Source organism: Pseudomonas sp. LBUM1646 (assembly GCF_059716165.1).
This window is the reverse complement of record NZ_CP166810.1, coordinates 5676258-5698616: the sequence shown is the minus strand read 5'-3', so window position 1 is coordinate 5698616 and position 22359 is coordinate 5676258. Positions and strand designations below refer to the sequence as shown.

The following is a 22359-nucleotide window of genomic DNA, read 5'->3' as shown; positions in this document are numbered from 1 at the left end:
TGTATTACTGCGCGGTAATGCTGTAACCCTCGAACGCGGTTTGTTGCTGCAGCGCGGTGATGATGTTCTTGCGGTTGACCGCTTGTTCGGCCCCGGCGTTGTCCAGGAAGGTTTCGCTTTCCAGCTCCGCTTCCTCACCTTCACCAATAAACGTGAAACCGAGGAACTCCAGGGCTTCACGGTCAACGTTCAGGCGCGAGCGCGGTGTGCGCAACGGCAGGGTGACGTTCACGCCATCCTTGCTGATGGTGAACACTTCGACTTCTTTCTTCGCCCGAGCTGTCTTGCTCTTGCCGCTGCTCGGGTTGCTGATGGCTTGATGGGTCTGGTTCAGCACCTTCAGCGCCAAGCCATAGACGATCTCCTGAAACGCCGGATCGTCCTTGAAGCTGGACAGAATGCGGCTGATCGGGAATTTACTGCTCAGGTCTTCCAGAGCGGCAATATCAGAGGCCTCGGCATCCTTGAGTTGCTTGAGTTCGCCCATCAGTTCGTAGGCTTTATCGTCATCGAAGCTATCGTGAGCGTGGCGAATCGCAGCGCGCAGGTCGCGGATCTGGTCGCTTTCGCGAGTGGACTGGAAAGCGTCCAGCACCATCTCGCTGATGGTCTTGGCCTGGGGCACATGCTGTGAAAGATTGATGGAGTTTTCGTATTCCGCTTTGGACGACAAGGTGACTACGGATTCAGCGGTGTTGGAATCGGACATTGAAATTTCACTACTTCTTTTAACTTGAGTTGAGGCGAGAAAGCGCTGGGCCTTTTCAGGCCGCCTAATCTATTGGACCTGCGCCGTGTTGTCACGACCCAACAGGCGAGCGGGCAGTATACCGGGTGCGCGGTTCACCCTGTAGGAGCTGGCTTCAGGGATTGGAAAACCCGGTAAAGCTTGAGCGTACGGCCGCAGAACAAACCGCTGACAAAGCCTGACGTACACGCTTTGAACAACACCATCTGAAGCGTCGCCGACAGTTCTGGCTGCACCTCGGCCTGATAGCCGAAGTAATAGTTCACGGCAAAAAACATGAGGTAGAGCGTCAGTGCCTTGAACGAGCCCGGCAGGATCAGCCCGGTTTCTGGATCATCCAGCTCGATGCCCTTGCGCGAGAAAATCAACAGCGCAGCGAGGCTACCGATCAAGACCGCGATCAACCAGCAAGTCAGTGACAACGGTGGATTGAGCGTCAGATTCAGAGAATACAGCGACCAAGCGAGCAGAATCGCCGGCGTGATCAGCAATGAAGTTTTGCTTTCCCGAGTTGGGGACAGGGTTTTGATGCCGTCGTAGCACAGCAGCAGAAACACCACGTAAACCCATAGCGGGGTGTTTTGCAGGGTGTTCCACATTACGCAGCATCCTTGCCGAAATTGAGTGCCGGGATCATAGCGCTAGCGCCCGACTATTACCCCGGCGAATTCAGATTCATCGAACGAACCACCATTTGCTCGGCCGTTTGCTCGTCCACAGGCAACGTGAAGCGGAAGGTTGCGCCGCGTCCCGGAATATCGATCAACTGGATGTCGCGACCATGCAGTTGCAGGATCCGATGCACGATCCGCAACCCCAGCCCGCCATCGCGTCGTGCGCCGCCAATGTTGAATGGCCGCAGGAACAAACCTTCGCGCAGTTCGGCAGCGATGCCGGGGCCGGTGTCGCTGATGGTCACTTCGACGAAAGAACCTTGCGGCCGCAGGCTGAGTTCGATTTCGCCGCCCTGGGGTGTATGGCGCAGGGCGTTGTCGAACAGGTTGGTCAGCACCCGTTCGATCAGCCCGAGATCGGCGCAAGCGGCGGAAACGTTGGAAGCGAAAGTCGCTTTGAGTTCCACCTGGCGCGCTTCGGCGGTGAGTTCGAATTTCTGGAAGATGTCCTGCACCAGATCGGTCACTGAGAAGCGCTCCAGCACCGGTTGCACAAACCCGTGCTCCAGCCGCACCAGTTCCAGCAGCGATTGCGCCAGGCCACCGACCTTGCGGCTTTGATCCAGCGCGATGCCCAGATAGCGCCGCCGATCGGCGGAGGACAGCGTCGCATCCTTGAGCGACAGGGTTTCCAGATAACCATGCAGCGAGGCCAAGGGCGTGCGCAGGTCGTGGGAGATGTTTGCCACCAGCTCGCGGCGTTCCTGATCCTGGCGGGTCAGTGAGCGCCACTGTTCGCTGAGACGGGTTTGCATCTGCCGGAACGCGGCGTCGAGGACAGCAATTTCATCGTGGCTGGCGGCTTTTTCCGCCGGAACTGACGTGGGCGGCGTGACCGGAACGCCGTCGATATCGAACTGGCTGACGGTCTCGGTCAGGCGCCGCAACGGTCGGGTGATCAGGGCAAACGCCGTGAGGCCGGCAATCAGACACAACAACGCCACCAGGCCGATGGACAGCAGCGCCGTATTCAGCGCGGCGCTGGTAGCACCGCGTTCGGCGAAGCGGTCGTGTTCTTCACTGAGCAGCACCACGTACAGGTAGCCTGCCGGCTTGCCATCGACCTGTAATGGCGCGGCGCTGAATACCTTGCGACCATCGACGCTGCGCGGGTCGTCGCCAAGAATCGGCAGTGCATCGCCCTTGAGCAAATGCTGGATTGGCTGCAGATCGATTTGATTACGGCGTATCCGTCCTTCCGGCGCGGCGCTGCCGACAATCCGCCCCTCGGTGTCCAGCAGGTAGACCTCGACGCTCGGGTTGACCAGCATCAGTTGGCTGAACAAGTCGCGCACGGCATTGGGCATCAGGCCTTTGGCGTCCATCAGCACGGTGTCGTGGGCGATGTGCTGGGCCAGGTCCCGGGACAACCCTTGCACCACTTCCAACTCATGCATCTGGTTGGCGCGCACCTGCATCCATGCCGAGGTGCCGCAGCACACCAGCAGCAACACGGCGAATACCAGGGACAGGCGCTGGGTCAGGGTCAGTCTCATGGCTGGTCCTCGGGTGCCGCGAATTTATAACCGCGCCCCCACACCGTAAGGATGCGCACCGGTTGCGCCGGGTCCTTCTCGATCTTGGCCCGCAGGCGATTGATATGCGTGTTGACTGTGTGCTCATAGCCTTCATGGCTGTAGCCCCACACGGCGTTGAGCAGGTCCATCCGCGAAAACACCTTGCCCGGTTGGCGGGCGAAGAAATACAGCAGGTCGAACTCCCGTGGCGTGAGGTCGAGCCGTCGGCCATCGAGGGAGACATCGCGAGTGATCGGATCGATGGACAAACCGTCGACGGTCAGGCTGCCAGCGTCCATTTTCAGGTTGCGGGCCATGGCATCGACCCGGCGCAGCAACGCTTTGACCCGGGCCACCAGCTCCAGCATGGAAAACGGTTTGGCCAGGTAATCGTCGGCGCCCAGTTCCAGGCCGAGGATTCGGTGCAATTCACTGGAGCGTGCGCTGGTAATAATGATCGGTGTGTAGCGGGCCATGGCCCGTGCGCGGCGGCAGATTTCCAGGCCGTCGACGCCGGGCAGCATCAGGTCGAGGATCAGCGCGTCCCAGCTTCCTTGCTGCAACAGGCGCATGCCTTCGTCCCCGTCGGCGCAATGCACCACCTCGAACTGCTCATCGCGCAGATGCAGGCAGATAAGGTCGGCGATGTGCAGGTCGTCCTCGACCACCAGGACGCGTTTGGTCTGTTCCATGAAGCTCAATCCTTTGCTGCGAATGGGCACATTGTGCGGGTTTTCCTCGGGTGGAGTTATCACGAATTGTTTAACTCCCCGTGAGGATTTGGCGATCAACCCAAGCCTAGGCTGTGTTCCATGACAGGTACCTGGGATTTTTGGAGACGGCCATGTTTTCACGCAGACAATTTCTTCTAACGAGCGGCGGGCTGGGGGCTGCAGCCCTGGTGATCGTTGTATTGCCAAAATTTGCGGCGAGTTCTGCACTGGTCAGTGAGGCCAGCGCTGCGGAGGTTTTCGAGGTGACTCACACTGACAGTGAATGGCACACCCTCCTCAGTGCCGAGCAATACGAAATCCTGCGCGAAGAAGGCACCGAGCGGGCCTATAGCAGCCCGTTGAACAACGAGCATCGGGCGGGCACGTTTGCCTGCGCCGGGTGTGATCTGTCGTTGTTTTCATCCGATACCAAGTTCGACAGCCGCACCGGTTGGCCGAGTTTCTGGGCGCCGCTGGACAAGGCCGTGGCCACGCGTCAGGACCGATCGTTTGGCGTGTTGCGCGAAGAAGTCCACTGTCGGCGTTGCGGCGGTCACCTGGGTCATGTCTTCGACGATGGGCCAAAACCGACGGGGCTGCGCTACTGCATGAATGGCCTGGCCATGACCTTCGAGCCACAGGCGGCTTGATCCGTAGGCACCTTATTTTTTTCCCTTGATGCAGGTCGACGCTATGTGGCTTCTGGTTCTCTCTTACCTCGGTGGTGTGCTGACGATTGTCAGCCCGTGCATTCTGCCGGTATTGCCCTTCGTGTTCGCGCGCACCGGGCAGCCCTTTATGAAAAGCGGCTTGCCGCTGCTGGCCGGGATGGCGATGACCTTCGCGCTCGTCGCCACGTTGGCGGCCGTGGGTGGTGGTTGGGTAGTGCAACTCAATCAGTACGGTCGCTGGCTCGCGCTGGTGTTCGTTGCATTGTTTGGACTGACGCTGTTGCTGCCCCAACTGGCCGACCGTCTGACGCGTCCGCTGGTAGCGGCCGGCAGTCGATTGTCGGAAGTGGCGGGCGCCGATGCCCGGCCGCGTCCCGGCGCTTCGTTCCTGATCGGCGTTGCCACGGGCTTGCTCTGGGCGCCTTGCGCCGGCCCGATTCTCGGATTGGTGCTCACCGGTGCGGCGCTGCAAGGGGCGAGCATCGGTACCACCTTGTTGCTGCTGGCGTACGCCGCAGGTGCCGCAACGTCCCTGGCCGTGGCGCTGTTGCTGGGCGGCAAGGTGTTCGCCGCCATGAAGCGCTCGATTGGCGCGGGCGAGTGGGTGCGACGTGGGCTCGGAGCACTGATGCTGGCCGGCGTGGCAGCCATCGCTCTGGGGCTGGATACCGGGATTCTGGCACGGGTGTCGACGGCTTCCACCGGTGGTATCGAACAGGCATTGGTCGGGCGACTGGCCGGTAAATCACCGAACAACCCGACGTCGGGCAGTGCCCTACAAGTGGCGGACAAAACACCCGGCACGCTGCCCGTTGAGGGCAAACTCCCACCGCTGGACGGCGCCGTGCAATGGCTCAACTCGCCACCACTCACCGCCGAGGCGCTGAAGGGCAAAGTCGTGCTGGTGGATTTCTGGACCTACTCCTGCATCAACTGCCTGCGTACGCTGCCGTATGTGAAGGCTTGGGCCGAAAAGTACCGCGATCAGGGGCTGGTGGTCATCGGCGTCCATGCGCCGGAGTTCGCCTTCGAACGCAATGTCGGCAACGTCACCAAAGCCATGAAGGACCTGGGCATCAACTACCCGGTGGCCATCGATAACGATTACAAGATCTGGCGCGCGTTCAACAACGAGTACTGGCCGGCGCACTATTTTGCCGATGCTCACGGGCGCATCCGTTATCACCACTTTGGCGAAGGCGAGTACGCCGAGTCGGAGCGGGTGATCCAGCAATTGCTGCGTGAGGCCGGGGCGGCGAAGGTGGCGGACGGTCTGATCAATGCCAGCGCCGAGGGTGTCCAACTCGCCCCGGACATGAAGGAAGCGTTGTCGCCGGAAACTTATGTCGGCTACCAGCGAGCGGAACATTTCGTACCTGAAACCAGCCTGGTGCCAGACAAGTTAGCGACGTACAGCCCGCCGGTGCAACTGAACCTCAATGACTGGACCCTGGGCGGCCAATGGAATGTCGGACCCGAACGCGCCACTTCCAGCTCTCCGGCCAGTCGCATCGTTTACCGCTTCCACGCTCGCGATTTACACCTGGTCCTGGGCCCTGGTGCCGATGGCAAACCAGTGCGCTTCAAAGTGCTGATCGACGGCAAGGCGCCGGGGGAGGCCCACGGTACCGACGTGGCGCCCGATGGCAGCGGCAGCGTGACCGAACAACGTTTGTATCAACTGGTGCGTCAGTCCGGCGGCATCACGGATCGGACGTTCAGCATCGAGTTTCTCGACCCGGGCGTCTCGGCGTATGCCTTTACGTTTGGTTGATAGCGATCTCATTTTCCAAGGAGTCAGCCCCATGAAAACCCTATTCACTTGGCGCCGTACCTTGCTGGGCCTGGCGGCGGCCAGCGTTATCGGCCAATGCTCGGCGTTCTCCTTCGGCGCTTCTGAAGACGCCGTGGTCATCCCGCCACCGACAATTGACGAAACCACCCAGGCCCACAGCGAAACCGTGGTCTTTGCCGGTGGTTGCTTCTGGGGCGTACAAGGGGTGTTCCAGCATGTCAAAGGCGTGAAAAAAGCCGTGTCCGGTTATGCCGGGGGCGCCGCCAATACCGCTGAGTACGAGAAGGTCAGCGAGGGTGATACCGGGCATGCAGAGTCCGTCGAAGTCACTTTCGATCCGACTCAAGTCAGCTACGGCACCTTGCTGCAAATCTACTTCTCGGTGGCCCACAACCCCACGGAACTCAATCGCCAGGGCCCTGACAGCGGCACTCAATATCGCTCGGCGATTTTTCCGGAAAACCCCGAACAGCAACGCGTCGCCCAGGCTTACATCGCCCAACTCGACGCCGCACATTCTTTCAACAAGCCCATCGTCACCAAGCTGGAAACCTACAACGGCTTCTACCCGGCCGAGGATTACCACCAGGACTTCCTGACCGAGCACCCGACGTACCCGTACATCGTAATCAACGATATGCCGAAAGTGGCGCAGCTGAAGCAGCTGTATCCGGATAGGTATCAGGAGAAAGCGGTGTTGGTGAAGGCAGGGTTATAAGCGCTTGCCCATTTCAAAGGCGCGCATTTCATAACCCAGCTCCTCATACAGGCGAAGTGCCGGTGCATTGAAGGCCCAAACAGTGAGCCGAAGGTCCGTGGCACCCTGTTCGATGGCCCAGGCTTGAGCACGCTCCATCAGTGCGCGACCAACGCCTTGGCCACGAGCATTGTCGTCAACACAGACCGAGCCAACCCGGCCCACCTGCTGATGCTGAACCAGCGGGCTGTTGAACGCAGTGACTTGCACGGTGATGAACCCAATCGCCTTGCCAGCCTGCTCGGCAAGAAACGTCACCTGGTGCTCGCTGTCGAGGTGCGGCTGCCAGTGGCCACTGTCCCGCGCGTAATCTTCGGTGGCCGGGGCATAGATGTCCGGACGTTCGCGGTGGTGGAGGCTGTTGAGTTGCTGGCCCAGTTCGCAAATGGCGAGAAGATCATCCGGTGTGGCCCGGCGATACAGGGGAGGGGACGTCATTGGCTATCCTTAGCGTTGATTGGTTTGAGTGAGTATACGTTCGGTTACTTGCTACGCGGACGCTCCATCGCGATGATCGATGCGTCAAAACCCAGGCGGGAAAAGAACTCCGAAGCACCTTCTCGGCCCGCGCGTAAAACCCACGTGATGTCGGTGTTTTCACCCATCACATGCTCAACCAGCGCGCGACCTACCCCTTCACGTCGATGCTGGCCACACACGACCACCATCGATAGATAACCGTTGGACAGCCCATCGGTAATGCCTCGGGCAAATCCAACGATCTGCGCATCCTTCACCGCCAAGGCCGTGCGTTGGGAATTGGCGATCAGTTGCGCAAAATGTTCGGCTGAACCGGTCCGGTGGGTCCAGCCGTTTTGCCCAAGAAACAGCCTCACGGATTCAACTTCCGAAGGCTCTAAATCGCGAATATGCAAGCCAGCACTCATCCAGAAATCACGTTCTTGCCCATCACCTTCGACCGATACAGCGCCTGATCGGCCCGGGCCAGCAGGCCGGTCTGTTGTTCCTCCTCAAAGCGCTGGACCACGCCAAAACTCAGGGTCACTTGAAAGTCCCCCACAGGCAGCAACCCCATCAGGCCCTGGCGGATTTTTTCCGCAATCCCACGGGCATCGGCCAAGGAGGTATTGGGCAGGATCAAGATGAATTCGTCACCACCCCAGCGGGCCAGCAAGTCACCGTCGCGTACACAGCTTTTCAGGCAGTCGACCACTTGCACCAATGCCGCATCGCCCAGGGCGTGGCCGTAGTGATCGTTGATGTTCTTGAAGTCGTCGATGTCCATGGCGATCAGCGACAGCGGTTGGCGGAAACGCTGGGCGCGGTCGCATTCCTGGGGCAGGGCTTTTTCCAGGCGATAGCGATTGGCGACCGAGGTCAGGGCATCGGTTTCCGCCAGTTTGCGGTTTTCTTCGAGTTGGATTTGCAGCTGCTGATTGACCCGGGACAGCTCCCGGGTGCGTTCTTCGACGAGGGCTTCGAGGGAGTGATTGCGCCGCTCCAGCTGTTCGAGCAGGCGTTTTTTGTCTTCGATGCTGCGGTGCGCCCCGACCATCCGCGCCACCGAACCATCGGCATTGCGCGCCAGGATGTAGCCGCGATCTTCGATCCAGATGTAAGTGCCATCCTGCTTTCGGCAACGATATTCGGCCTGATAGCCGGGCGCACGCTGGCTCAGGTAGTCATCGAACAACGCCATGACCCGCGAATAATCGTCGGGATGCATCACGGTTTCCCAGGTCAGCACCGTGTTGTCCAGCGAGTGCGGCGTATAGCCGAGCATCTCGTACCAGCCGGGGTTGCGGTAGACGAAACCGGTGTTGGCGTTCCAGTCCCAGATGCCGTCGCTGACCAGTTCCATAATGGTGTGCAGCAGGTCTTCGTTGAAGTCCGACAGATTGAACTTCACCGGCTCGATACTCGATGCGTCGCCCATCACCGCTCTCCTTGCCGCCCTGATATCGAAGTGACTCGCCCGCCGAGCAGATTAGTCCATGGTGCCTTGGTGCGGCTAGTGCTTGCCCCATTTCTGCACGGCGAAGTCGACGAAGCTGCGCAGTTTCGGCAAACGGTAGCGATCCTGGGTGTATACCAAATGCATCGGCCGGCTCGGCAGTTGGTAATCCTGCATCAGGGCCACCAGTTTTCCGTCCTTGAGGTCCTGCTCCACCAGCGCATCGGGGACCATCACGACGCCCATGCCGGTGCGTGCTGCTTGATGCAGGCCTGCCGAACTGTTGATCAGCATCGGTCCGCTCACTGAAACCAGGACTTCGCCTTCGGGGCCGGTCAGGCGCCATTGTTTTTCCACCGAGTGCCAGTCATCTCCGGCCGGGTAGGCGAAGGCCAGGCAGTCGTGGTGTTGCAGGTCTTCGGGCTTTTCCGGGGTACCCCGGCGCGCGAGGTACGCCTTTGAGGCGCACATGGTCAGGGTGTAATCGATGAGTGGGCGGGCAATCATGTTGGACGGCTCGATTGCGCCCAGGCGAATCGCCGCGTCAAAACCGTTTTCCAGCAGGTCCGGACGGCCGTTGGTGAGCACGACGTCCAGCTTGACCTGCGGACAACGCAAGGAGAATTCGCTAAGCGCTGGCGCGAGTCGCTCAGTGCCGAAGGTCAACGGAGCAGTGATGCGCAAGGTGCCGCTCGGTTCATCGAGGGCCTGTTCGGCCAGCCGTTCAGAGTCGGCCACCAAACCCAGCACTTCAAGACAACGCTGGTAATACGCGGTGCCAAATTCCGTCAGCCGTTGGCGCCGGGTCGTACGGTTGAGCAAGCGCACGCCGAGACGTTTCTCCAGGGCGCGCAGATGATTGCCGACCATGGTGGTGGACATTTCGCACTGGAACGCGGCGGCGGTCATGCTGCCGGTTTCCACCACGCGGACGTAAACGGTCATTGCCTGGAATAGATCCATTATCAAGCCCGGCTTTTAAATGATTGAAGTATTGCAGCGTTTATCCAGCTCAGGTGGCTAACCATACTGCAAAAACACCGATAATTGATGGAGCCTGATGTCATGACCGCCGCCTGCCTGATGACCACCTACCAACCTTTAGCGCTGAGTTTCACTAAAGGCCTGGGCACGCGACTGTGGGATCAGGCGGGTCGCGAGTACCTGGATGCCGTGGCGGGCGTGGCGGTGACCAATGTCGGACACTCTCATCCCAAAATCGTCTCGGCCATCAGCGAACAGGCCGGTTTGCTGCTGCATACGTCGAACCTCTACAGCATCGACTGGCAACAACAGCTGGCGCAGAAACTGACGCGGCTGTCGGGCATGGACCGGGCGTTTTTCAATAACTCTGGCGCGGAAGCCAACGAGACGGCGCTGAAACTTGCACGGCTGTACGGCTGGCACAAAGGCATCGAACAACCGCTGGTGGTGGTCATGGAAAACGCTTTCCACGGCCGCACCCTCGGCACCTTGTCCGCCAGCGATGGCCCGGCGGTACGGCTGGGTTTCAATGAACTGCCGGGGGATTTCGTCAAGGTACCGTTCGGCGACCTCAAGGCCCTGGACAAGGTGCAGCAAGCCCATGGTCCAAGAATCGTGGCGATCCTGATAGAACCGATCCAGGGCGAAAGCGGTGTGCAACTGGCGCCGCCCGGTTACCTCAAGGCCGTGCGTGAACTCTGCAATCTGCGCTCATGGTTGCTGATGCTCGACGAAATCCAGACCGGCATCGGCCGCACCGGCCAGTGGTTCGCGTTTCAGCACGAAGGCATCGTCCCGGACGTCATGACCTTGGCCAAGGGCCTGGGCAACGGTGTCCCCATCGGCGCCTGCCTGGCCCGAGGCCGCGCCAGCGAGCTGTTCACCCCCGGCAGCCACGGCAGCACCTTCGGCGGTAATCCACTGGCGTGCCGGGTCGGTTGCACCGTGCTGGAGATCATCGAAGAACAAGGCCTGCTGGAAAACGCCCGGCTACAAGGTGAGCGCTTGCTGGCTAGATTGCGCATCGAACTGGCCGATGACCCGAACGTTCTGGCGATCCGTGGCCAGGGCTTGATGATCGGCATAGAACTCAAACAACCAATCCGCGACCTGACCCTGATCGCCGCACGGGATCACGGTTTGCTGATCAATGTCACCCGGGGCAAAACCATTCGCTTGCTGCCGCCGCTGACGATTGATGAGCGTGAAGTGGAGATGATTGTCAGAGGGGTTTGTCGGGCGGTGACCACCGCCTGACCGACACGGTTCACCCTGTAGGAGCTGCCGAAGGCTGCGATCTTTTGATCTTCAGCGATTTCAAAGTCACCAAAGATCAAGATCAAAAGATCGTAGCCTGCGGCAACTCCTACAGGAGTGGCTTCGCTGTCAGTTTCTTTGTGCAACTTACCCAACATGACGTGCTTTATTTTTCGCCCGCCAATGCCGAACCAGTGCGATCACCACGGCCAACACCAAAACTGCCAGGGCAATCGGCAGGCGATAAGGTTTCAGGTTACCCAACATGGTTTCCAGCGCTTGCCCGGCCCAGTAACCGGCGCTGGCAAACACCGTGGCCCAGACCACCGCGCCCAGTGCATTCAACAGCGTGAATCGCAACGGCGACAGACCGCTCGCACCAATGACCATCGGCCCCACCAGGCGCATGCCATACAAAAAGCGCACGGCAAATACCGAAATCGATGGGTAACGCCCGATCAGCCCTGTCACGCGATCGATCGCCGCTTGTTGCCGATGCAGGCGCGGCAGCAGTCGTCCACCGAAATATCGCCCGCTCCAGAACAGCAACTGGTCCCCCAACATCCCGCCCAGGCTGGCCCAGCCAATCACCGGCCACAGCTGTAACAGGTGCTGGTGAGCGGCCATACCGCCCAAAATCAGGATGGTTTCGCCCTCCAGCAAACAGCCGAAGAACACCGCCCAGTAGCCGTAAGTACTGAGCAGGTAGTTGAGGTCTATGTGTGCAAACACGGCCGCTCCCCCAGACTTTCCACCAATCGGACCAGATAACCGTCCGGATCCTGTACCAGAAATTCACGCTGGCCGACTTCCACTACGTCCGCGCGATACCAGACATCGGCGCAGGGGCGAAACAACGGCCATTGAACTTCGGCCAGTCGCTGGAGGAGGGGTTCAACTGAATCGACGATTATCTGAAAGTTGATGCCGCGGCCCAGTGGTGTTTCCAATGGGGCCGTCAGCCATTGGCCTTCGCTTGGGTCGTATTGCTCGAGCATGAACTGGACGCCCTGTAGATCGAGGTAGGCAAAGCCGGGGCGTTCATAGGCAATGTTGAAACCGACCAGCGACGTCCAGAAGTGCAGACTTTCAGGTAGGTTGGTGACCATTAATTCGGGGACTGACTTGCTCCGTGCAAACATGATGCATCCTTGGTGAACGGGTTAATTGCGGGGTGGTAAAGCGTTTATAAACGCGGTGATTTCAGCCCGGTTCGTCAGTTGCAGTTTCGAACCGGTGAAGCCTTCGTACAGACCCTGATGGGCGGCAAACCCACTGGACCCTTCGCGACGACGATAGCTGCCGGCCCATTCCAGCAACGCTATCAGCAACTCGTCGTAGGGATCGCGCATGGCTTCTCGCTGACAGATTTGGCTGATGCAATCGGCGTCTTCCAACGCCAGCCAGATCAGCGCGGTCGCTTGAGGCAGGAGTTCGCTGACGATCCAGCCGTAAACCCCCTCAATCACCCACGCCTCTTCACTGGCTGCCACTCGCGCCATGCCCAAGGCTTCGGCGCGAGGGCGGGCGATGCTGTGTTCGTCTGAAACCCAGTGAATCAGGTCAAGATCAGTCCACTGCACGTGCTGTTGTTCGGCCAGTCGCTGGGCCAGCCAACTCTTGCCCGAACCAGAGTTGCCGATGATCAGGGTTCGGGTGAGGTCCATGTTGTGGTGTTTGTTCATACTCATAAAGCCGTTTACTGCATTGGCAATTCGGGGCCGTTATCCACGACATCCTGTTGGATTCTGGAGAACATCCAGTCAATAAAGACCTGCGCGTCGCGCCCGGAATCCTGTGAGACGCCGTAGTAATAGCGGGTCAATGGCAGCCGCAGTTCGGGAAAAGGGCATGTCAGGCGCCCGGTGGCCAGGTCCTTTCCCAACAAAGAGGTCGGGCACAGCGCAACGCCGAGCCCATCAACGGCAGCTTGAAGCACCAGGTGCATGTGATCGAACTTCAGCACAGGTTGATGGCGGCGTATGGCAATTCCGGCGTGTCTGGCCCAGTTCTGCCAGTCCAGACTGCGAGTGCGGCCAGTCAACAGCGTGTGCTCACGCAGGTCTTCAGGGCTGGTCAGCGGTATGTTTTGAATCAGCGAAGGGGTCGCCACCAGAATAATGTCGTCGTCCAGAAGGACCTGCGGCTGGACGTTGGTCGCCCAATCGGCTTCACCTCGCCGGATGACCACATCGAAGCGTTCGCGGGTTTGGTCGGGGGACAAGGTGCTGGTGACGACCTCAGGCTGAATATCGGGATGCAGCGCCATGAACGCGGGCAACCGTGGAATCAGCCAGCGCACCGCGAAGGAGGGGCGCACATTGATTTTTACCTTGCGCTCCCCTCGTCCATTTTTCAGGTTCGTCGCCGCATTGGCGATCTGAGCAAGTGCCAGGCTGATTTGCTCGTAGAACGCCTGACCGGCGGGCGTCAGCAAAGATTGACGAGTTCTGCGTTCAAACAACAACACACCCAAATGCTCTTCGAGCAACTTGACGTGGCGGCTGACGGCACTGTGGCTGACATGCAGTTCTTCGGCTGCGCGGCTGAAGCTCTCATGGCGAGCGGCGGCGGCAAAGGCGCGAACGGCATTGAGTGGGGGAAGGTTGGCGATCATGTGTCTAATTTAGTCACATATGAGGCGCAATTAAAGCGTTTGTCAGGCTTGTTTCGTCCCGCCAATCTGCAGCCGTTCAGAGGATTGCGGATCAGGAGCCAAGCATGGCCAGTTACGGGCTGTTTTTGATACTCGCCACGTTAACCGTACTAAGCCCCGGTCCTGGCGTGGTGTTGACGCTTTCCAATGCGTTGCGTCATGGCTGGACGGGCTCGCTGCCGGGCATTGGTGGTATCGCCTTGGGGGCGTTCATCGTTGCCGGGATTTCAGCCAGCGGTGCAGGACTGATCCTCGCGACGTCTGCAACGGCTTTCACAGTGTTGAAGTATGCGGGCGCGCTGTACCTGTTGTACCTGGGGATCAAGATGTGGCGAACCCAGCGTTTTATCCCCGAACTCAGCGTTACGTCCTCCCGTCCATGGCGCCGGTTTGTCGAAGCCTTGTCGATTCAATTGTTGAACCCCAAGGCCGGCTTCTTTTTTCTGGCGGTGTTTCCTCAGTTCATCAAACCGACCGGAAACTATTACGCTCAGTTCTTTTTGTTGGTGTCTTCTTACAGTCTGCTGGTGGTGTTGGTCCATAGCGGTTACGCGCTCATGGCCAATGGCGCGCGTGGCTGGCTCTCCACTGCACGCGGCGCCAGGATTGCCGGAAAACTGTCTGGCATGACTTTCTTTGGTTTCGGTGTATTGATGGCGTCTGCCACTAAATAGCCTGGGGGCCTATGGGCGGCTATTCAGGCGCAAGCATACGAGTGCGCGTCGAACCATCGGCATTGTGCTGATAGATGTCCTGCGGCTGGCCCTTGTCATTGAAATACACCTGCCCGATCCCCGCCGAGTTCCATAACCGCTCGCCCGCTTCGGCATGTTCCGGAACGTGCGGAACGATGCGCATGAGCCGGCGCTTGGTAAACCAGTTCAGCGGTGAGCGCGGCGAGTAGAGCCAGCGGTTCAAACGATCAAACCATTCGAGCAGCGCCCGTGGGAATTCGTTTTTAATCCCGCTGCTGGTGATCTGCCAGATCCGTGGACCAGCCTTGCGGTGTCGGATCAAGACTTCGTAGACGAAGGAATAATGCACGTCACCCGACAGCACCACGTAGTTACCGGGTGTGCGCGAGTGTCGGAAAATGTTCAGGATGACCTGGGCCGCGCCGCGATGGGCCATCCAGTTTTCGGCGTCCACCAGCAGGGGGTAACCGCACCAACTGAAAACCCGCTGCACCGTTTCGATCAGCTTGACGCCAAAGATCGGCGCCGGGGAAACGATGATTGCCGACGGGTGATCCAGCAGTTCCTGTTGCAACTCGCTGAGGGCTTCCCAGTCCAGTAGGCCCGAGGGCTGCTTGAGGTTCATCTCGCTGCGCCAGCGTCGGGTGCGAGTATCGAGCACCACCAGGGCCGGGGTGGTCGGCAGCACGTAGTGCCAGTTCTGGAAGCTCAGCAAGTCGTCGATCAAGTTGTCTTGAACGGTGCTGTCGAGATAGCGCTCGGTGGCGCTTAACGAACGGGTTTTCTCCAGCACAGCGCCGAACGCATCCGGGTTATTGCCCCAACCCTGACACAGCATGTAAGCGAGCAACGCATTGCCGATGATGCGCTTGGAGAACGGATGGCCGTAGGCGGTTTCTTCCCATTGCGCGGAAAGATTCCAGTCATCGGTCACGTCGTGGTCATCGAAAATCATCAGGCACGGCAGATGCGCCATCGCCCGGCCAACATCACCCAGGCCGGACTTGAAGGCATCGATGCGGGTCTGCTCCAGGGCATAGCGCTCGCGTCGTTCGGGCGTCAGCACCGGAGGTTTCGGGTCGATCAGTGTCCAGGCGGTTGGCGACCAGACCAACAGGTACATCGCCATGACTTCGGCGAAGGTCACCAAGTGATTGTCGGCGCTGCTGCTGGTGAAAATCGGCTTACGCGCGCCGCCGAAAAATCGCTCGCGCAGGGTTTCGTTGCTCTCAAGTGCCGGTAACAAATCCGCACGATGGTAGTAGCTGGCCGCATGTTCATAGAGTGTGGCGCTGTCGCTGACCACCGCCCCTTCGAGGTGCTCGTCGAACAAGCCCAGGCGCTGGATCAAGGCGTGGATCGCCCGCAACATCGGCCCGGCGACGTCGTCGGCGTACACCTGATCGCCGCTCATCACCAACAATGCGGGGCGTTCTATAGCGGCATGTTCAGTCGCCAACAACCGATCCACACATAGCAAACCGTCCGCCGCCGGGTGGTGGGGTTTACGGCAGGAGCCGTGCAGCAGTTGATCGATCCGGGAGCGCAGGACGAAGTTCGGGCAACGAGCGTCGCCGTAGAGCAAGTGCGGAGCCCAGTCGGCGATGCCAGCGTCATCAATCAGCACGTCGTACTCGATCACTGTGTCGCAGGGCAGGGCGGTGTCCAACTGCACATCGATCAAGTGAATAAAGGCGTGGGTGCCGACCGGGATGACCGTGCATTGCCTGGCATCCAGGCGGATATCGCCGACGTCTTGCAGGCGCAACGTTAGCGACAACTCCCGGGACCCGATTAGCCACAACACCAGCCGCGTAGGCTCCAGCCGCCGTAACAACGGCCCGACCAGGACAGGGGGCAGGGATTGATGATCGTCGGGCAGTGGCAAAGACATGGATATCCGGGTTCGAGCTACTGAGAAGCGGCGAATGATAGCGCAGCGGATGTCAATTAATTGCAACTAGCCGCCTGACCTGATGACACCCTTCTCACCATTCGCCACCAACCACCGAAACAAATCACTCACCGACACCGTATGACTGCGCTCCATCCACCGCACCAGCGCCGGGCCGTAGTGTTCGGTATAGCGACTCAAAACCAACTCGCGACAATCCTCCGATAACCGCAGGGTGATTTCCCGGCAATGCAGATGGGCCGAGTCGTTCTGAGTCACCCGTTGCTGCAGAATCAAACTATTGCCTTCAGAAACCATCGGCCGGTGCTCCTGTGCATTGAGGTTTGGTGGTGTGCGGCGAACCTTGTTTGCCATCGGCTACGTAAGCCGCACGGTGCTCGGCCACCACATTGCGCAACGCGCTGTAATAGTCCGGCAGTTTTTGCAGGCTGTCGGTCAGTGGTAAGGCTTCTGCCCGGCCATCGACGATGCCGCCGACCATGTTGATGGTAGAGAGCGTGTCCACGGTGTCGCTGTTGCTGCCGAACGGGTCGACCACAAAACTCAGCACACGGCCGGCGGCGTCGCGGCTGTTGGAGGTGCCCAACAGCGGCAATTCAACGATCGGGCCATTGCCGATGCCCCACACACCGAAGGTCTGGCCGAAGTCCGCGTTGTGACGCGGGATGCCGACCTTGCCGGAGACGTCGATCAAACCCACCACACCGACGGTGGTGTTGAGCGCGAAACGCCCCAAGGTGTTGACCGAGCGCATCGGGTTGCCTTGCAACAAGTCGTTGATAAAGACCTTGGGCTCGCCAAAGTTCGCGACAAAGTTATGCACACCCGTCTGGAAAAAGTCCGGGGTATAGCGATAACCGCGAGCGACCGGCGCCAAGGCGTAGTTGTCGAGCACCCGGTTGAACGCAAAGACCCCGCGATTGAGCGGTTCCGCCGGGTCGTACACCGAGTAATTGATTTCGGCGCAGGTCACGGTGGGGGACGACGGCTGACTGCTGCAACCCACCAACCCGGCGGCCAGCACAGCAATCGAAGTGTTGCGGGCCAGCCAGGGAGCACATTTGAAAGGCAACATGGACGCAAGTCTCGGGAGGAATTCGCCGTGATGCTGGGCCCCAAGCCTTGCGCAAAGATGTCTGGTTTATTGCGTCGATGACGTTTTGTTGCACGATTGAAATATATGACGGGCTGGCGTGAATGGTTTTAGATGGCGGTTCCATTCGGCCCTTAAGTGACCTTCGGTGAACAGCCTTTTAATTGTGGACGACGACCTCGAGGTCCTCGATCTGCTGAAAAAATTCTTCGTGCAGCACGGCTACAGCGTCGAGGTCGCCACCGACGGCGCGTCGCTGTGGCCGGCCATCGAGCGCCAGCCGCCAGACCTGATCATTCTCGACGTGATGCTGCCGGGCGACAGCGGGTTGATCCTGTGCCAGCAACTGCGGATTCGCTACACCATCCCGGTGATCATGTTGACCGCCATGGGTGAACTCAGCGACCGGGTGGTCGGGCTGGAACTGGGCGCCGATGACTATTTGACCAAACCGTTCGACGCCCGTGAACTGCTGGCCCGGGTACGTGCGGTGCTGCGCCGCGTGGACGAACGCCGTCCGCTGGCGCAGGAACATCCCCGGCCGCTGATCGATTTCGCCGACTGGCACCTGGACGTCACGCGCCGTGAACTGCGCTCGCCGGACAACGTGATGATTCCGCTGTCGGCCGGCGAGTTTGATTTGTTGCTGGTCTTCGTCGAGCACCCGCAACGCATTCTGACTCGCGAGCAATTGCTGGACCTGGCGCGCGGGCATAGCCACGAGGCGTTCGATCGCAGCATCGACGTCCAGGTCAGCCGCCTGCGGCGCAAACTCGAATCCGACACCAAACGCCCGGCGATGATTCGCACCGTGCGCAATGGCGGCTACCTGTTCACCCCCAGCGTGACCCGGCGATGAGTTGGCTCAAACGGGTCCGCCTCCGAGACTGGCCGCAAGACACGGTGGCGCGCTGGATCGCGTTGACCATCATCCTGGCCATGCTCATTTCCCTGGCGCTTAACGGGTTGTTTATCCAACTGGCCGGCGTGTGGGCGCGTCCGCCGCTGACCGAAACCGGGTTGCTGGAAAAAATCGCCGCCATCACCCGGATCATCGAAGCCGCCCCGGCGCCACTGCGCAGCCAATTGGCCGAAGCCGTCAGCGATGAAGGCTTCACCGCCAGTTGGCACCTGGATCGGCGCAACCTCAATTTGCCTGCGGTCGAGGACCCAGGTTTTGAAACAGGCTCGACGATCCTGCATCCGTTACTCAAGTCCGCCGGTCAGCGGATCGAGGTCTATCAACCGACCGACTGGCCGGAGCACCAGACGGACGCGCGTTATGCGCTGCTGATCGAACTGCCGGACGCGTCATGGCTGATGTTCTCCGCGACCTCGCGCAGTTGGGGCCTGGAAGAGGCACCACGTTATTCGATCGTCATCTTGCTGGTGCTGATCTCCACCGCCCTGGTCGCACTGATCGCCACCCGCCGCCTCGCCACCCCGTTGCAACGCTTCACCGAAGGCGCCCGACGCTTCGGCACGGACTTCCGCGCGCCGCCCATCGAGCCCCTCGGCCCCCACGAAATCCGCCAGGCGATCCTCGCGTTCAACGCCATGCAAGCGCAGTTGCAACACTTCATCCGCGACCGCACGCAAATGCTCGCCGCCATCTCCCACGACTTGCGCGCGCCCCTGACACGGATGCGTTTGCGGGGCGAATTCATCGAAGACACCGAACAACAGCAGCGGCTGTTTCGCGATGTGGATGAAATGCAGGCCATGATCAATTCGGCGCTGGAGTTTTTCCGCGATGATGCACGGCTTGAACCGGCGACCCAGTTTGATCTGGCGGAATTGCTGCAAACGTTGCTGGATGATTACCGGGATCAACGTATCGACATTGCCTTCAGCGGGCCGCTGCGGCTGGTGTATTTCGGTCGACCGCTGGGGCTTAAGCGGGTGATCACCAATCTGCTGGATAACGCGATCAAGTACGGCAGTGAGCCGACGGTCGAGTTGATCCCGGGTGCGGGTCAGGTGCGAATAAAAATACTGGATCGTGGGCCGGGGATTCCTGAATCCAGCCTTGAACAGGTGTTTGTGCCGTTCTTTCGCATGGAAGGCTCGCGGAACAAAAGCACGGGGGGCGTGGGTCTGGGGTTATCGGCAGCGCGGGCGATTGTGTTGGAGCATGGGGGAGAACTGAGCCTGCGTAATCGATCGAAAGGCGGGTTGGAGGCGACGGTTGTGTTGCCGGTGCATCCAACCGCGTGAAGTCATGCCTGGCTGTCTATTGGGCTCGGCTTGGGTAGTAAGACACTCAATGCATCGGCACCATGGACAGTGTGATGGACAGTATCACCAGCCCGACTATGAGCCCGGACACGGCGCCGGCAATGTTGCCGAAAATCAGGCTCCAACTGCCGCGATTGAGCACCACCCAGCGCCACATGAATCCCCAGGCCGCCGCAAATATCACAAAGCGTAGAAACTCCATTCACTCCCTTCCTTACGCGCAGTAACAATAAAAACTGCGCTCGACTTTCGCTGAGCACTGACGATGGGCGGCACGATATCAAAAACAGAGGTTTGCGCCACTGCCCAGGCGCGCTGTGAGAAGCGCCTGTAGGGAATTAAGTAGCCTTTTGTTTCATGTCCGTTATCGTGACGGGAAATTCAGCTGCCGTAGGGCTTCGTTACTCAATGCGAGTAGCGATCCCGGTCGATATTCATTCAGGAGCGTAAACGTGATCTGGTTTCTCGAAGGTCAATCCAGCCAGCGCGACATTCTTATTGGCGCGCGCGAAGCACTGCCGGCGAACGTCAGGGTTTTTGCCTCTCATCGTCAGGATCGACCTGAAATCACGAGTCAGGCAGATGTCAGCTTTCAAGAGCCCCTGGACAATGAGGAGCGCATCAACTGGGTGATCGCCACGGCGCTTGAGCACGGGATCAAGGTGATCATTGCCGGCCGTATCGGCAGTTTCTACGAAGCAGTGCGTGAGCGCTTCGAGGCTGCCGGGTTGCAGCTGGTGACGGGCGGGATGTCCATGGACACCTTCGATAACGTCGACGATAAAAGCCGCTTCACCGCAGAGGCCGAGCGCGCGGGGCTAGCCTGTATTCCCGCCGTGACGGTCAACAATGCCCAGGAACTGGCCGCAGCCTATGAGTTGCTGTCCCGGCAAGGCGAGGTGTGCATCAAGCCTGTCGTCGGTATCTACGGACAAGGTTTCTGGCGGTTCAAGGCCGATGTCGACCCGTTCCGCTGTCTGGAAAACCCGGACGCGCGCGAAGTCGATTTTGAAACCTACTTGAACATCTATAAGACCGGCGCAGAGCGGGCGCCCATGCTCGTCATGCCTTATTTGCCGGGTAGCGAGTGTTCCGTCGACATGGTGTGCGAAGCGGGCAAGCCGGTTGCGTTCGTCGGCAGAAGAAAGCAGGGTGTTCACCAGACCTTCGAGCGCGAGTCCGCCGCCGTTGAACTGGCGCTCAAGGCCGCGGCGCATTTCAAGTGCGATGGGCTGGTCAATGTCCAGACCCGGGATGACCACAATGGTGTTCCCCATTTGCTGGAAATCAACCCGCGTTACTCCGGCGGCATTGGCTACACGAGGGCAACCGGGATAAACCTGGCCGGAATCTTCGCCGTTCGTCGGCTGGGGCTGCCGGAACCCGCGAGCCAGTGGGTGGACAACGTCCGGGTGAAGCCAATCACAGTTGCCGTTATAGCGCCTTCCTGATATTACAAAGCCACATAGACAGTGAATGATTGTTGCTGTCTTGGCATAATTGCCAGTTACCGATCAAGGAACGACAGGATGAAGGCGCTTACGCCTGGAGCCAACGCCGCTATTTCAGGCGTTAAATGCGCATGGACGCTGGAGTGCAGCCACTCTACCGCCTTTGGGGAATACGCAGCCGTAGCGCTGTTGCCCGTCACTGAGAAGCGTCTTCCGACAGGTGACCCGGCTCTGTTTCAAGTCACTCAACAGTGGATGGAATGGAGCGGCACGCCGTCGTCTATTGGTTGTTCCCTGGACTTGTCCCGGCTTCCCGGCGGCAGCGAACGTCTGCTGCTGGTCGTGTATACCTTTTCCGCCGCCGGCCCTGTCAGCGAACTCAAGGACCTGCGTCTGCAAGTCGACAATCAGGTCGAACTGTCCCTCGACCTGAAAAGCAACGGTGAATCAGCGATCGTCATCGGCGAGTTCTACAGCCGCAACGATCAATGGAAATTCCGCGCGCTGGCCGAAGGCTCGGCCTATGGCCTTGCCGCGATGGGGCGGCGCATGGGCATCACGATCGATGATGCGCACCCCACGCGACGTCCATATACAGGTGATTCACCGAGGAGTCGTACCTCGGCAACAGGCACAGGGTTCGCCGTTTCGCCCAACCAGGTCATGACCTGCGCCCACGTCATCGAGGGGATGGAGGAACTGCACATTGCCTCGTTTGCCGGTCGCTACCGCGCTGAAGTGGTGGTGGTCGATCAGCGCAATGACATGGCGTTGCTGCGCATTCAGGATTGCCCGCCACTGTCGCCCGTGGTCTTCAAGGAAGGGGTCGGTTGTGCGCTGGGTGAGTCGGTGATTGCCCTGGGCTTTCCGATGGCTGGCCTGGCGGGCGGTGGCGTGCATGTAACGCAGGGCGGCGTGTCAGGTCTGTTCGGGTTGCACAATGATGCAAGCCTGCTGCAGTTCACGGCGGCCATTCAGCCTGGGTCCAGTGGTAGCCCATTGTTCGATAGCAGCGGGGCGGTCATCGGAATGGTGACGTCGTCGCTGCCGGATGCGCAAAACATGAACTTCGCGGTCAAGGCCGGGTTGTTACTGGCCTTTCTGGATGCCTGTCATGTCTCGCCACCCAAATCTCCAACCGGTCGGGTTTTCTCGACCGCCGAAATGGCCCGTGAAGCCCAGTCGTCACTGTGGCGGATCGAAGCCCGAAATCCGTAGAGGCACCCTGCTTTAACCATAGTGAAGGGTTGTCAGTTCACTAATTCGCCTCTTTTAGGAAT

General features: G+C 59.6%; 25 protein-coding genes. 9 read left to right on the top strand and 16 right to left on the bottom strand.

The window, feature by feature from the left end:
• Nucleotides 1–4 precede the first annotated feature (4 nt).
• The 4 genes from ACA071_RS25905 to ACA071_RS25890 all read right to left on the bottom strand — a co-directional run bounded on the left by ACA071_RS25905 (nt 5) and on the right by ACA071_RS25890 (nt 3631).
• Nucleotides 5–709: a hypothetical protein gene (locus ACA071_RS25905; protein ID WP_497641720.1), complete on the bottom strand. Its 705-nt coding sequence runs from the start codon at nt 707–709 to the stop codon at nt 5–7.
• Between the two features lie 134 nt (nt 710–843).
• A complete protein-coding gene (locus ACA071_RS25900; protein ID WP_497641719.1) occupies nt 844–1347 on the bottom strand; it encodes a DUF6622 family protein in 504 nt (167 codons plus the stop codon).
• A 56-nt stretch (nt 1348–1403) separates the two neighbouring features.
• Nucleotides 1404–2918 (bottom strand): sensor histidine kinase, encoded by a 1515-nt coding sequence (locus ACA071_RS25895; RefSeq protein WP_497641718.1) that lies wholly within the window; start codon nt 2916–2918, stop codon nt 1404–1406.
• Entirely contained in the window at nt 2915–3631 is a 717-nt protein-coding gene (locus ACA071_RS25890; RefSeq protein ID WP_497641717.1) for a response regulator transcription factor, read from the bottom strand. Before ACA071_RS25890 ends, ACA071_RS25895 begins: the two co-directional genes overlap by 4 nt.
• Before the next feature lie 152 nt (nt 3632–3783).
• Here ACA071_RS25890 and msrB point away from each other — a divergent pair, with 152 nt between their 5' ends.
• Genes msrB through msrA form a run of 3 tightly spaced genes read left to right on the top strand, consistent with a single transcriptional unit; the run spans nt 3784 to nt 6836 of the window.
• Nucleotides 3784–4302: a peptide-methionine (R)-S-oxide reductase MsrB gene (gene msrB, locus ACA071_RS25885; RefSeq protein ID WP_497641716.1), complete on the top strand. Its 519-nt coding sequence runs from the start codon at nt 3784–3786 to the stop codon at nt 4300–4302.
• A gap of 43 nt (nt 4303–4345) precedes the next feature.
• The gene (locus ACA071_RS25880; RefSeq protein WP_497641715.1) at nt 4346–6097 is read left to right on the top strand and encodes a cytochrome c biogenesis protein DipZ; all 1752 of its coding nucleotides are present in this window, start codon (nt 4346–4348) and stop codon (nt 6095–6097) included.
• Between the two features lie 31 nt (nt 6098–6128).
• The gene (gene msrA, locus ACA071_RS25875) at nt 6129–6836 is read left to right on the top strand and encodes a peptide-methionine (S)-S-oxide reductase MsrA (RefSeq protein ID WP_497641714.1); all 708 of its coding nucleotides are present in this window, start codon (nt 6129–6131) and stop codon (nt 6834–6836) included.
• Here the strand turns inward: msrA and ACA071_RS25870 are convergent.
• The 4 genes from ACA071_RS25870 to ACA071_RS25855 form a co-directional block, all read right to left on the bottom strand.
• Entirely contained in the window at nt 6831–7313 is a 483-nt protein-coding gene (locus tag ACA071_RS25870; RefSeq protein ID WP_497641713.1) for a GNAT family N-acetyltransferase, read from the bottom strand. The two genes, msrA and ACA071_RS25870, sit on opposite strands and share 6 nt — an antisense overlap.
• 44 nt (nt 7314–7357) lie before the next feature.
• Entirely contained in the window at nt 7358–7762 is a 405-nt protein-coding gene (locus tag ACA071_RS25865) for a GNAT family N-acetyltransferase (protein WP_497641712.1), read from the bottom strand.
• Nucleotides 7759–8772: a sensor domain-containing diguanylate cyclase gene (locus ACA071_RS25860; protein WP_497641711.1), complete on the bottom strand. Its 1014-nt coding sequence runs from the start codon at nt 8770–8772 to the stop codon at nt 7759–7761. The genes ACA071_RS25865 and ACA071_RS25860 overlap by 4 nt, the downstream gene beginning before the upstream one ends.
• 75 nt (nt 8773–8847) lie before the next feature.
• Entirely contained in the window at nt 8848–9753 is a 906-nt protein-coding gene (locus ACA071_RS25855; RefSeq protein WP_497641710.1) for a LysR family transcriptional regulator, read from the bottom strand.
• A gap of 102 nt (nt 9754–9855) precedes the next feature.
• Here ACA071_RS25855 and ACA071_RS25850 point away from each other — a divergent pair, with 102 nt between their 5' ends.
• A complete protein-coding gene (locus tag ACA071_RS25850) occupies nt 9856–11031 on the top strand; it encodes an aspartate aminotransferase family protein (RefSeq protein WP_497641709.1) in 1176 nt (391 codons plus the stop codon).
• Nucleotides 11032–11178: 147 nt separating this feature from the next.
• Here ACA071_RS25850 and ACA071_RS25845 read toward each other — a convergent pair whose 3' ends face one another.
• Genes ACA071_RS25845 through gcvA form a run of 4 tightly spaced genes read right to left on the bottom strand, consistent with a single transcriptional unit; the run spans nt 11179 to nt 13648 of the window.
• Entirely contained in the window at nt 11179–11763 is a 585-nt protein-coding gene (locus ACA071_RS25845) for a DedA family protein (RefSeq protein WP_497641708.1), read from the bottom strand.
• On the bottom strand, nt 11748–12173 hold the full coding sequence (locus ACA071_RS25840; RefSeq protein WP_497641707.1) for a bleomycin resistance protein: 426 nt from the start codon (nt 12171–12173) through the stop codon (nt 11748–11750). The genes ACA071_RS25845 and ACA071_RS25840 overlap by 16 nt, the downstream gene beginning before the upstream one ends.
• A 21-nt stretch (nt 12174–12194) precedes the next feature.
• The gene (locus ACA071_RS25835) at nt 12195–12722 is read right to left on the bottom strand and encodes a P-loop NTPase family protein (protein WP_497641706.1); all 528 of its coding nucleotides are present in this window, start codon (nt 12720–12722) and stop codon (nt 12195–12197) included.
• 8 nt (nt 12723–12730) lie between these two features.
• Nucleotides 12731–13648 (bottom strand): transcriptional regulator GcvA, encoded by a 918-nt coding sequence (gene gcvA, locus ACA071_RS25830; RefSeq protein WP_497641705.1) that lies wholly within the window; start codon nt 13646–13648, stop codon nt 12731–12733.
• 104 nt (nt 13649–13752) lie between these two features.
• Here gcvA and ACA071_RS25825 point away from each other — a divergent pair, with 104 nt between their 5' ends.
• A complete protein-coding gene (locus tag ACA071_RS25825) occupies nt 13753–14361 on the top strand; it encodes a LysE family translocator (protein WP_497641704.1) in 609 nt (202 codons plus the stop codon).
• A gap of 19 nt (nt 14362–14380) precedes the next feature.
• On the opposite strand, the gene ACA071_RS25820 is transcribed toward ACA071_RS25825, so the two are convergent.
• The 3 genes from ACA071_RS25820 to ACA071_RS25810 all read right to left on the bottom strand — a co-directional run bounded on the left by ACA071_RS25820 (nt 14381) and on the right by ACA071_RS25810 (nt 17372).
• Nucleotides 14381–16276 (bottom strand): alkaline phosphatase D family protein, encoded by a 1896-nt coding sequence (locus ACA071_RS25820; protein WP_497641703.1) that lies wholly within the window; start codon nt 16274–16276, stop codon nt 14381–14383.
• 66 nt (nt 16277–16342) lie between these two features.
• Nucleotides 16343–16594 (bottom strand): hypothetical protein, encoded by a 252-nt coding sequence (locus ACA071_RS25815; protein ID WP_497641702.1) that lies wholly within the window; start codon nt 16592–16594, stop codon nt 16343–16345.
• The gene (locus ACA071_RS25810; RefSeq protein ID WP_497641701.1) at nt 16584–17372 is read right to left on the bottom strand and encodes an MlaA family lipoprotein; all 789 of its coding nucleotides are present in this window, start codon (nt 17370–17372) and stop codon (nt 16584–16586) included. Before ACA071_RS25810 ends, ACA071_RS25815 begins: the two co-directional genes overlap by 11 nt.
• Before the next feature lie 166 nt (nt 17373–17538).
• Here ACA071_RS25810 and ACA071_RS25805 point away from each other — a divergent pair, with 166 nt between their 5' ends.
• Both ACA071_RS25805 and ACA071_RS25800 read left to right on the top strand, forming a co-directional pair.
• A complete protein-coding gene (locus tag ACA071_RS25805) occupies nt 17539–18249 on the top strand; it encodes a response regulator (RefSeq protein ID WP_497641700.1) in 711 nt (236 codons plus the stop codon).
• On the top strand, nt 18246–19607 hold the full coding sequence (locus tag ACA071_RS25800) for a sensor histidine kinase (RefSeq protein ID WP_497641699.1): 1362 nt from the start codon (nt 18246–18248) through the stop codon (nt 19605–19607). Before ACA071_RS25805 ends, ACA071_RS25800 begins: the two co-directional genes overlap by 4 nt.
• Nucleotides 19608–19653: 46 nt before the next feature.
• Here ACA071_RS25800 and ACA071_RS25795 read toward each other — a convergent pair whose 3' ends face one another.
• Nucleotides 19654–19830, bottom strand: coding sequence for a hypothetical protein (locus ACA071_RS25795; protein WP_497641698.1), 177 nt, complete (start codon nt 19828–19830; stop codon nt 19654–19656).
• A 250-nt stretch (nt 19831–20080) separates the two neighbouring features.
• Between ACA071_RS25795 and ACA071_RS25790 the strand changes: the two genes are divergently transcribed.
• On the top strand, nt 20081–21079 hold the full coding sequence (locus ACA071_RS25790; RefSeq protein ID WP_497641697.1) for an ATP-grasp domain-containing protein: 999 nt from the start codon (nt 20081–20083) through the stop codon (nt 21077–21079).
• 78 nt (nt 21080–21157) lie between these two features.
• Nucleotides 21158–22297, top strand: a complete 1140-nt coding sequence (locus ACA071_RS25785; RefSeq protein ID WP_497641696.1) for a trypsin-like peptidase domain-containing protein — start codon at nt 21158–21160, stop codon at nt 22295–22297.
• Nucleotides 22298–22359: the final 62 nt, after the last annotated feature.

Excerpts from the sequence above, each read along its gene's own strand:
- ACA071_RS25905 (WP_497641720.1), bottom strand. The coding sequence starts at position 709 with ATGTCCGATTCCAACACCGCTGAATCCGTAGTCACCTTGTCGTCCAAA.
- ACA071_RS25900 (WP_497641719.1), bottom strand. The coding sequence starts at position 1,347 with ATGTGGAACACCCTGCAAAACACCCCGCTATGGGTTTACGTGGTGTTT.
- ACA071_RS25895 (WP_497641718.1), bottom strand. The coding sequence starts at position 2,918 with ATGAGACTGACCCTGACCCAGCGCCTGTCCCTGGTATTCGCCGTGTTG.
- ACA071_RS25890 (WP_497641717.1), bottom strand. The coding sequence starts at position 3,631 with ATGGAACAGACCAAACGCGTCCTGGTGGTCGAGGACGACCTGCACATC.
- msrB (WP_497641716.1), top strand. The coding sequence starts at position 3,784 with ATGTTTTCACGCAGACAATTTCTTCTAACGAGCGGCGGGCTGGGGGCT.
- ACA071_RS25880 (WP_497641715.1), top strand. The coding sequence starts at position 4,346 with ATGTGGCTTCTGGTTCTCTCTTACCTCGGTGGTGTGCTGACGATTGTC.
- msrA (WP_497641714.1), top strand. The coding sequence starts at position 6,129 with ATGAAAACCCTATTCACTTGGCGCCGTACCTTGCTGGGCCTGGCGGCG.
- ACA071_RS25870 (WP_497641713.1), bottom strand. The coding sequence starts at position 7,313 with ATGACGTCCCCTCCCCTGTATCGCCGGGCCACACCGGATGATCTTCTC.
- ACA071_RS25865 (WP_497641712.1), bottom strand. The coding sequence starts at position 7,762 with ATGAGTGCTGGCTTGCATATTCGCGATTTAGAGCCTTCGGAAGTTGAA.
- ACA071_RS25860 (WP_497641711.1), bottom strand. The coding sequence starts at position 8,772 with ATGGGCGACGCATCGAGTATCGAGCCGGTGAAGTTCAATCTGTCGGAC.
- ACA071_RS25855 (WP_497641710.1), bottom strand. The coding sequence starts at position 9,753 with ATGGATCTATTCCAGGCAATGACCGTTTACGTCCGCGTGGTGGAAACC.
- ACA071_RS25850 (WP_497641709.1), top strand. The coding sequence starts at position 9,856 with ATGACCGCCGCCTGCCTGATGACCACCTACCAACCTTTAGCGCTGAGT.
- ACA071_RS25840 (WP_497641707.1), bottom strand. The coding sequence starts at position 12,173 with ATGTTTGCACGGAGCAAGTCAGTCCCCGAATTAATGGTCACCAACCTA.
- ACA071_RS25835 (WP_497641706.1), bottom strand. The coding sequence starts at position 12,722 with ATGAGTATGAACAAACACCACAACATGGACCTCACCCGAACCCTGATC.
- gcvA (WP_497641705.1), bottom strand. The coding sequence starts at position 13,648 with ATGATCGCCAACCTTCCCCCACTCAATGCCGTTCGCGCCTTTGCCGCC.
- ACA071_RS25825 (WP_497641704.1), top strand. The coding sequence starts at position 13,753 with ATGGCCAGTTACGGGCTGTTTTTGATACTCGCCACGTTAACCGTACTA.
- ACA071_RS25820 (WP_497641703.1), bottom strand. The coding sequence starts at position 16,276 with ATGTCTTTGCCACTGCCCGACGATCATCAATCCCTGCCCCCTGTCCTG.
- ACA071_RS25815 (WP_497641702.1), bottom strand. The coding sequence starts at position 16,594 with ATGGTTTCTGAAGGCAATAGTTTGATTCTGCAGCAACGGGTGACTCAG.
- ACA071_RS25810 (WP_497641701.1), bottom strand. The coding sequence starts at position 17,372 with ATGTTGCCTTTCAAATGTGCTCCCTGGCTGGCCCGCAACACTTCGATT.
- ACA071_RS25800 (WP_497641699.1), top strand. The coding sequence starts at position 18,246 with ATGAGTTGGCTCAAACGGGTCCGCCTCCGAGACTGGCCGCAAGACACG.
- ACA071_RS25795 (WP_497641698.1), bottom strand. The coding sequence starts at position 19,830 with ATGGAGTTTCTACGCTTTGTGATATTTGCGGCGGCCTGGGGATTCATG.
- ACA071_RS25785 (WP_497641696.1), top strand. The coding sequence starts at position 21,158 with ATGAAGGCGCTTACGCCTGGAGCCAACGCCGCTATTTCAGGCGTTAAA.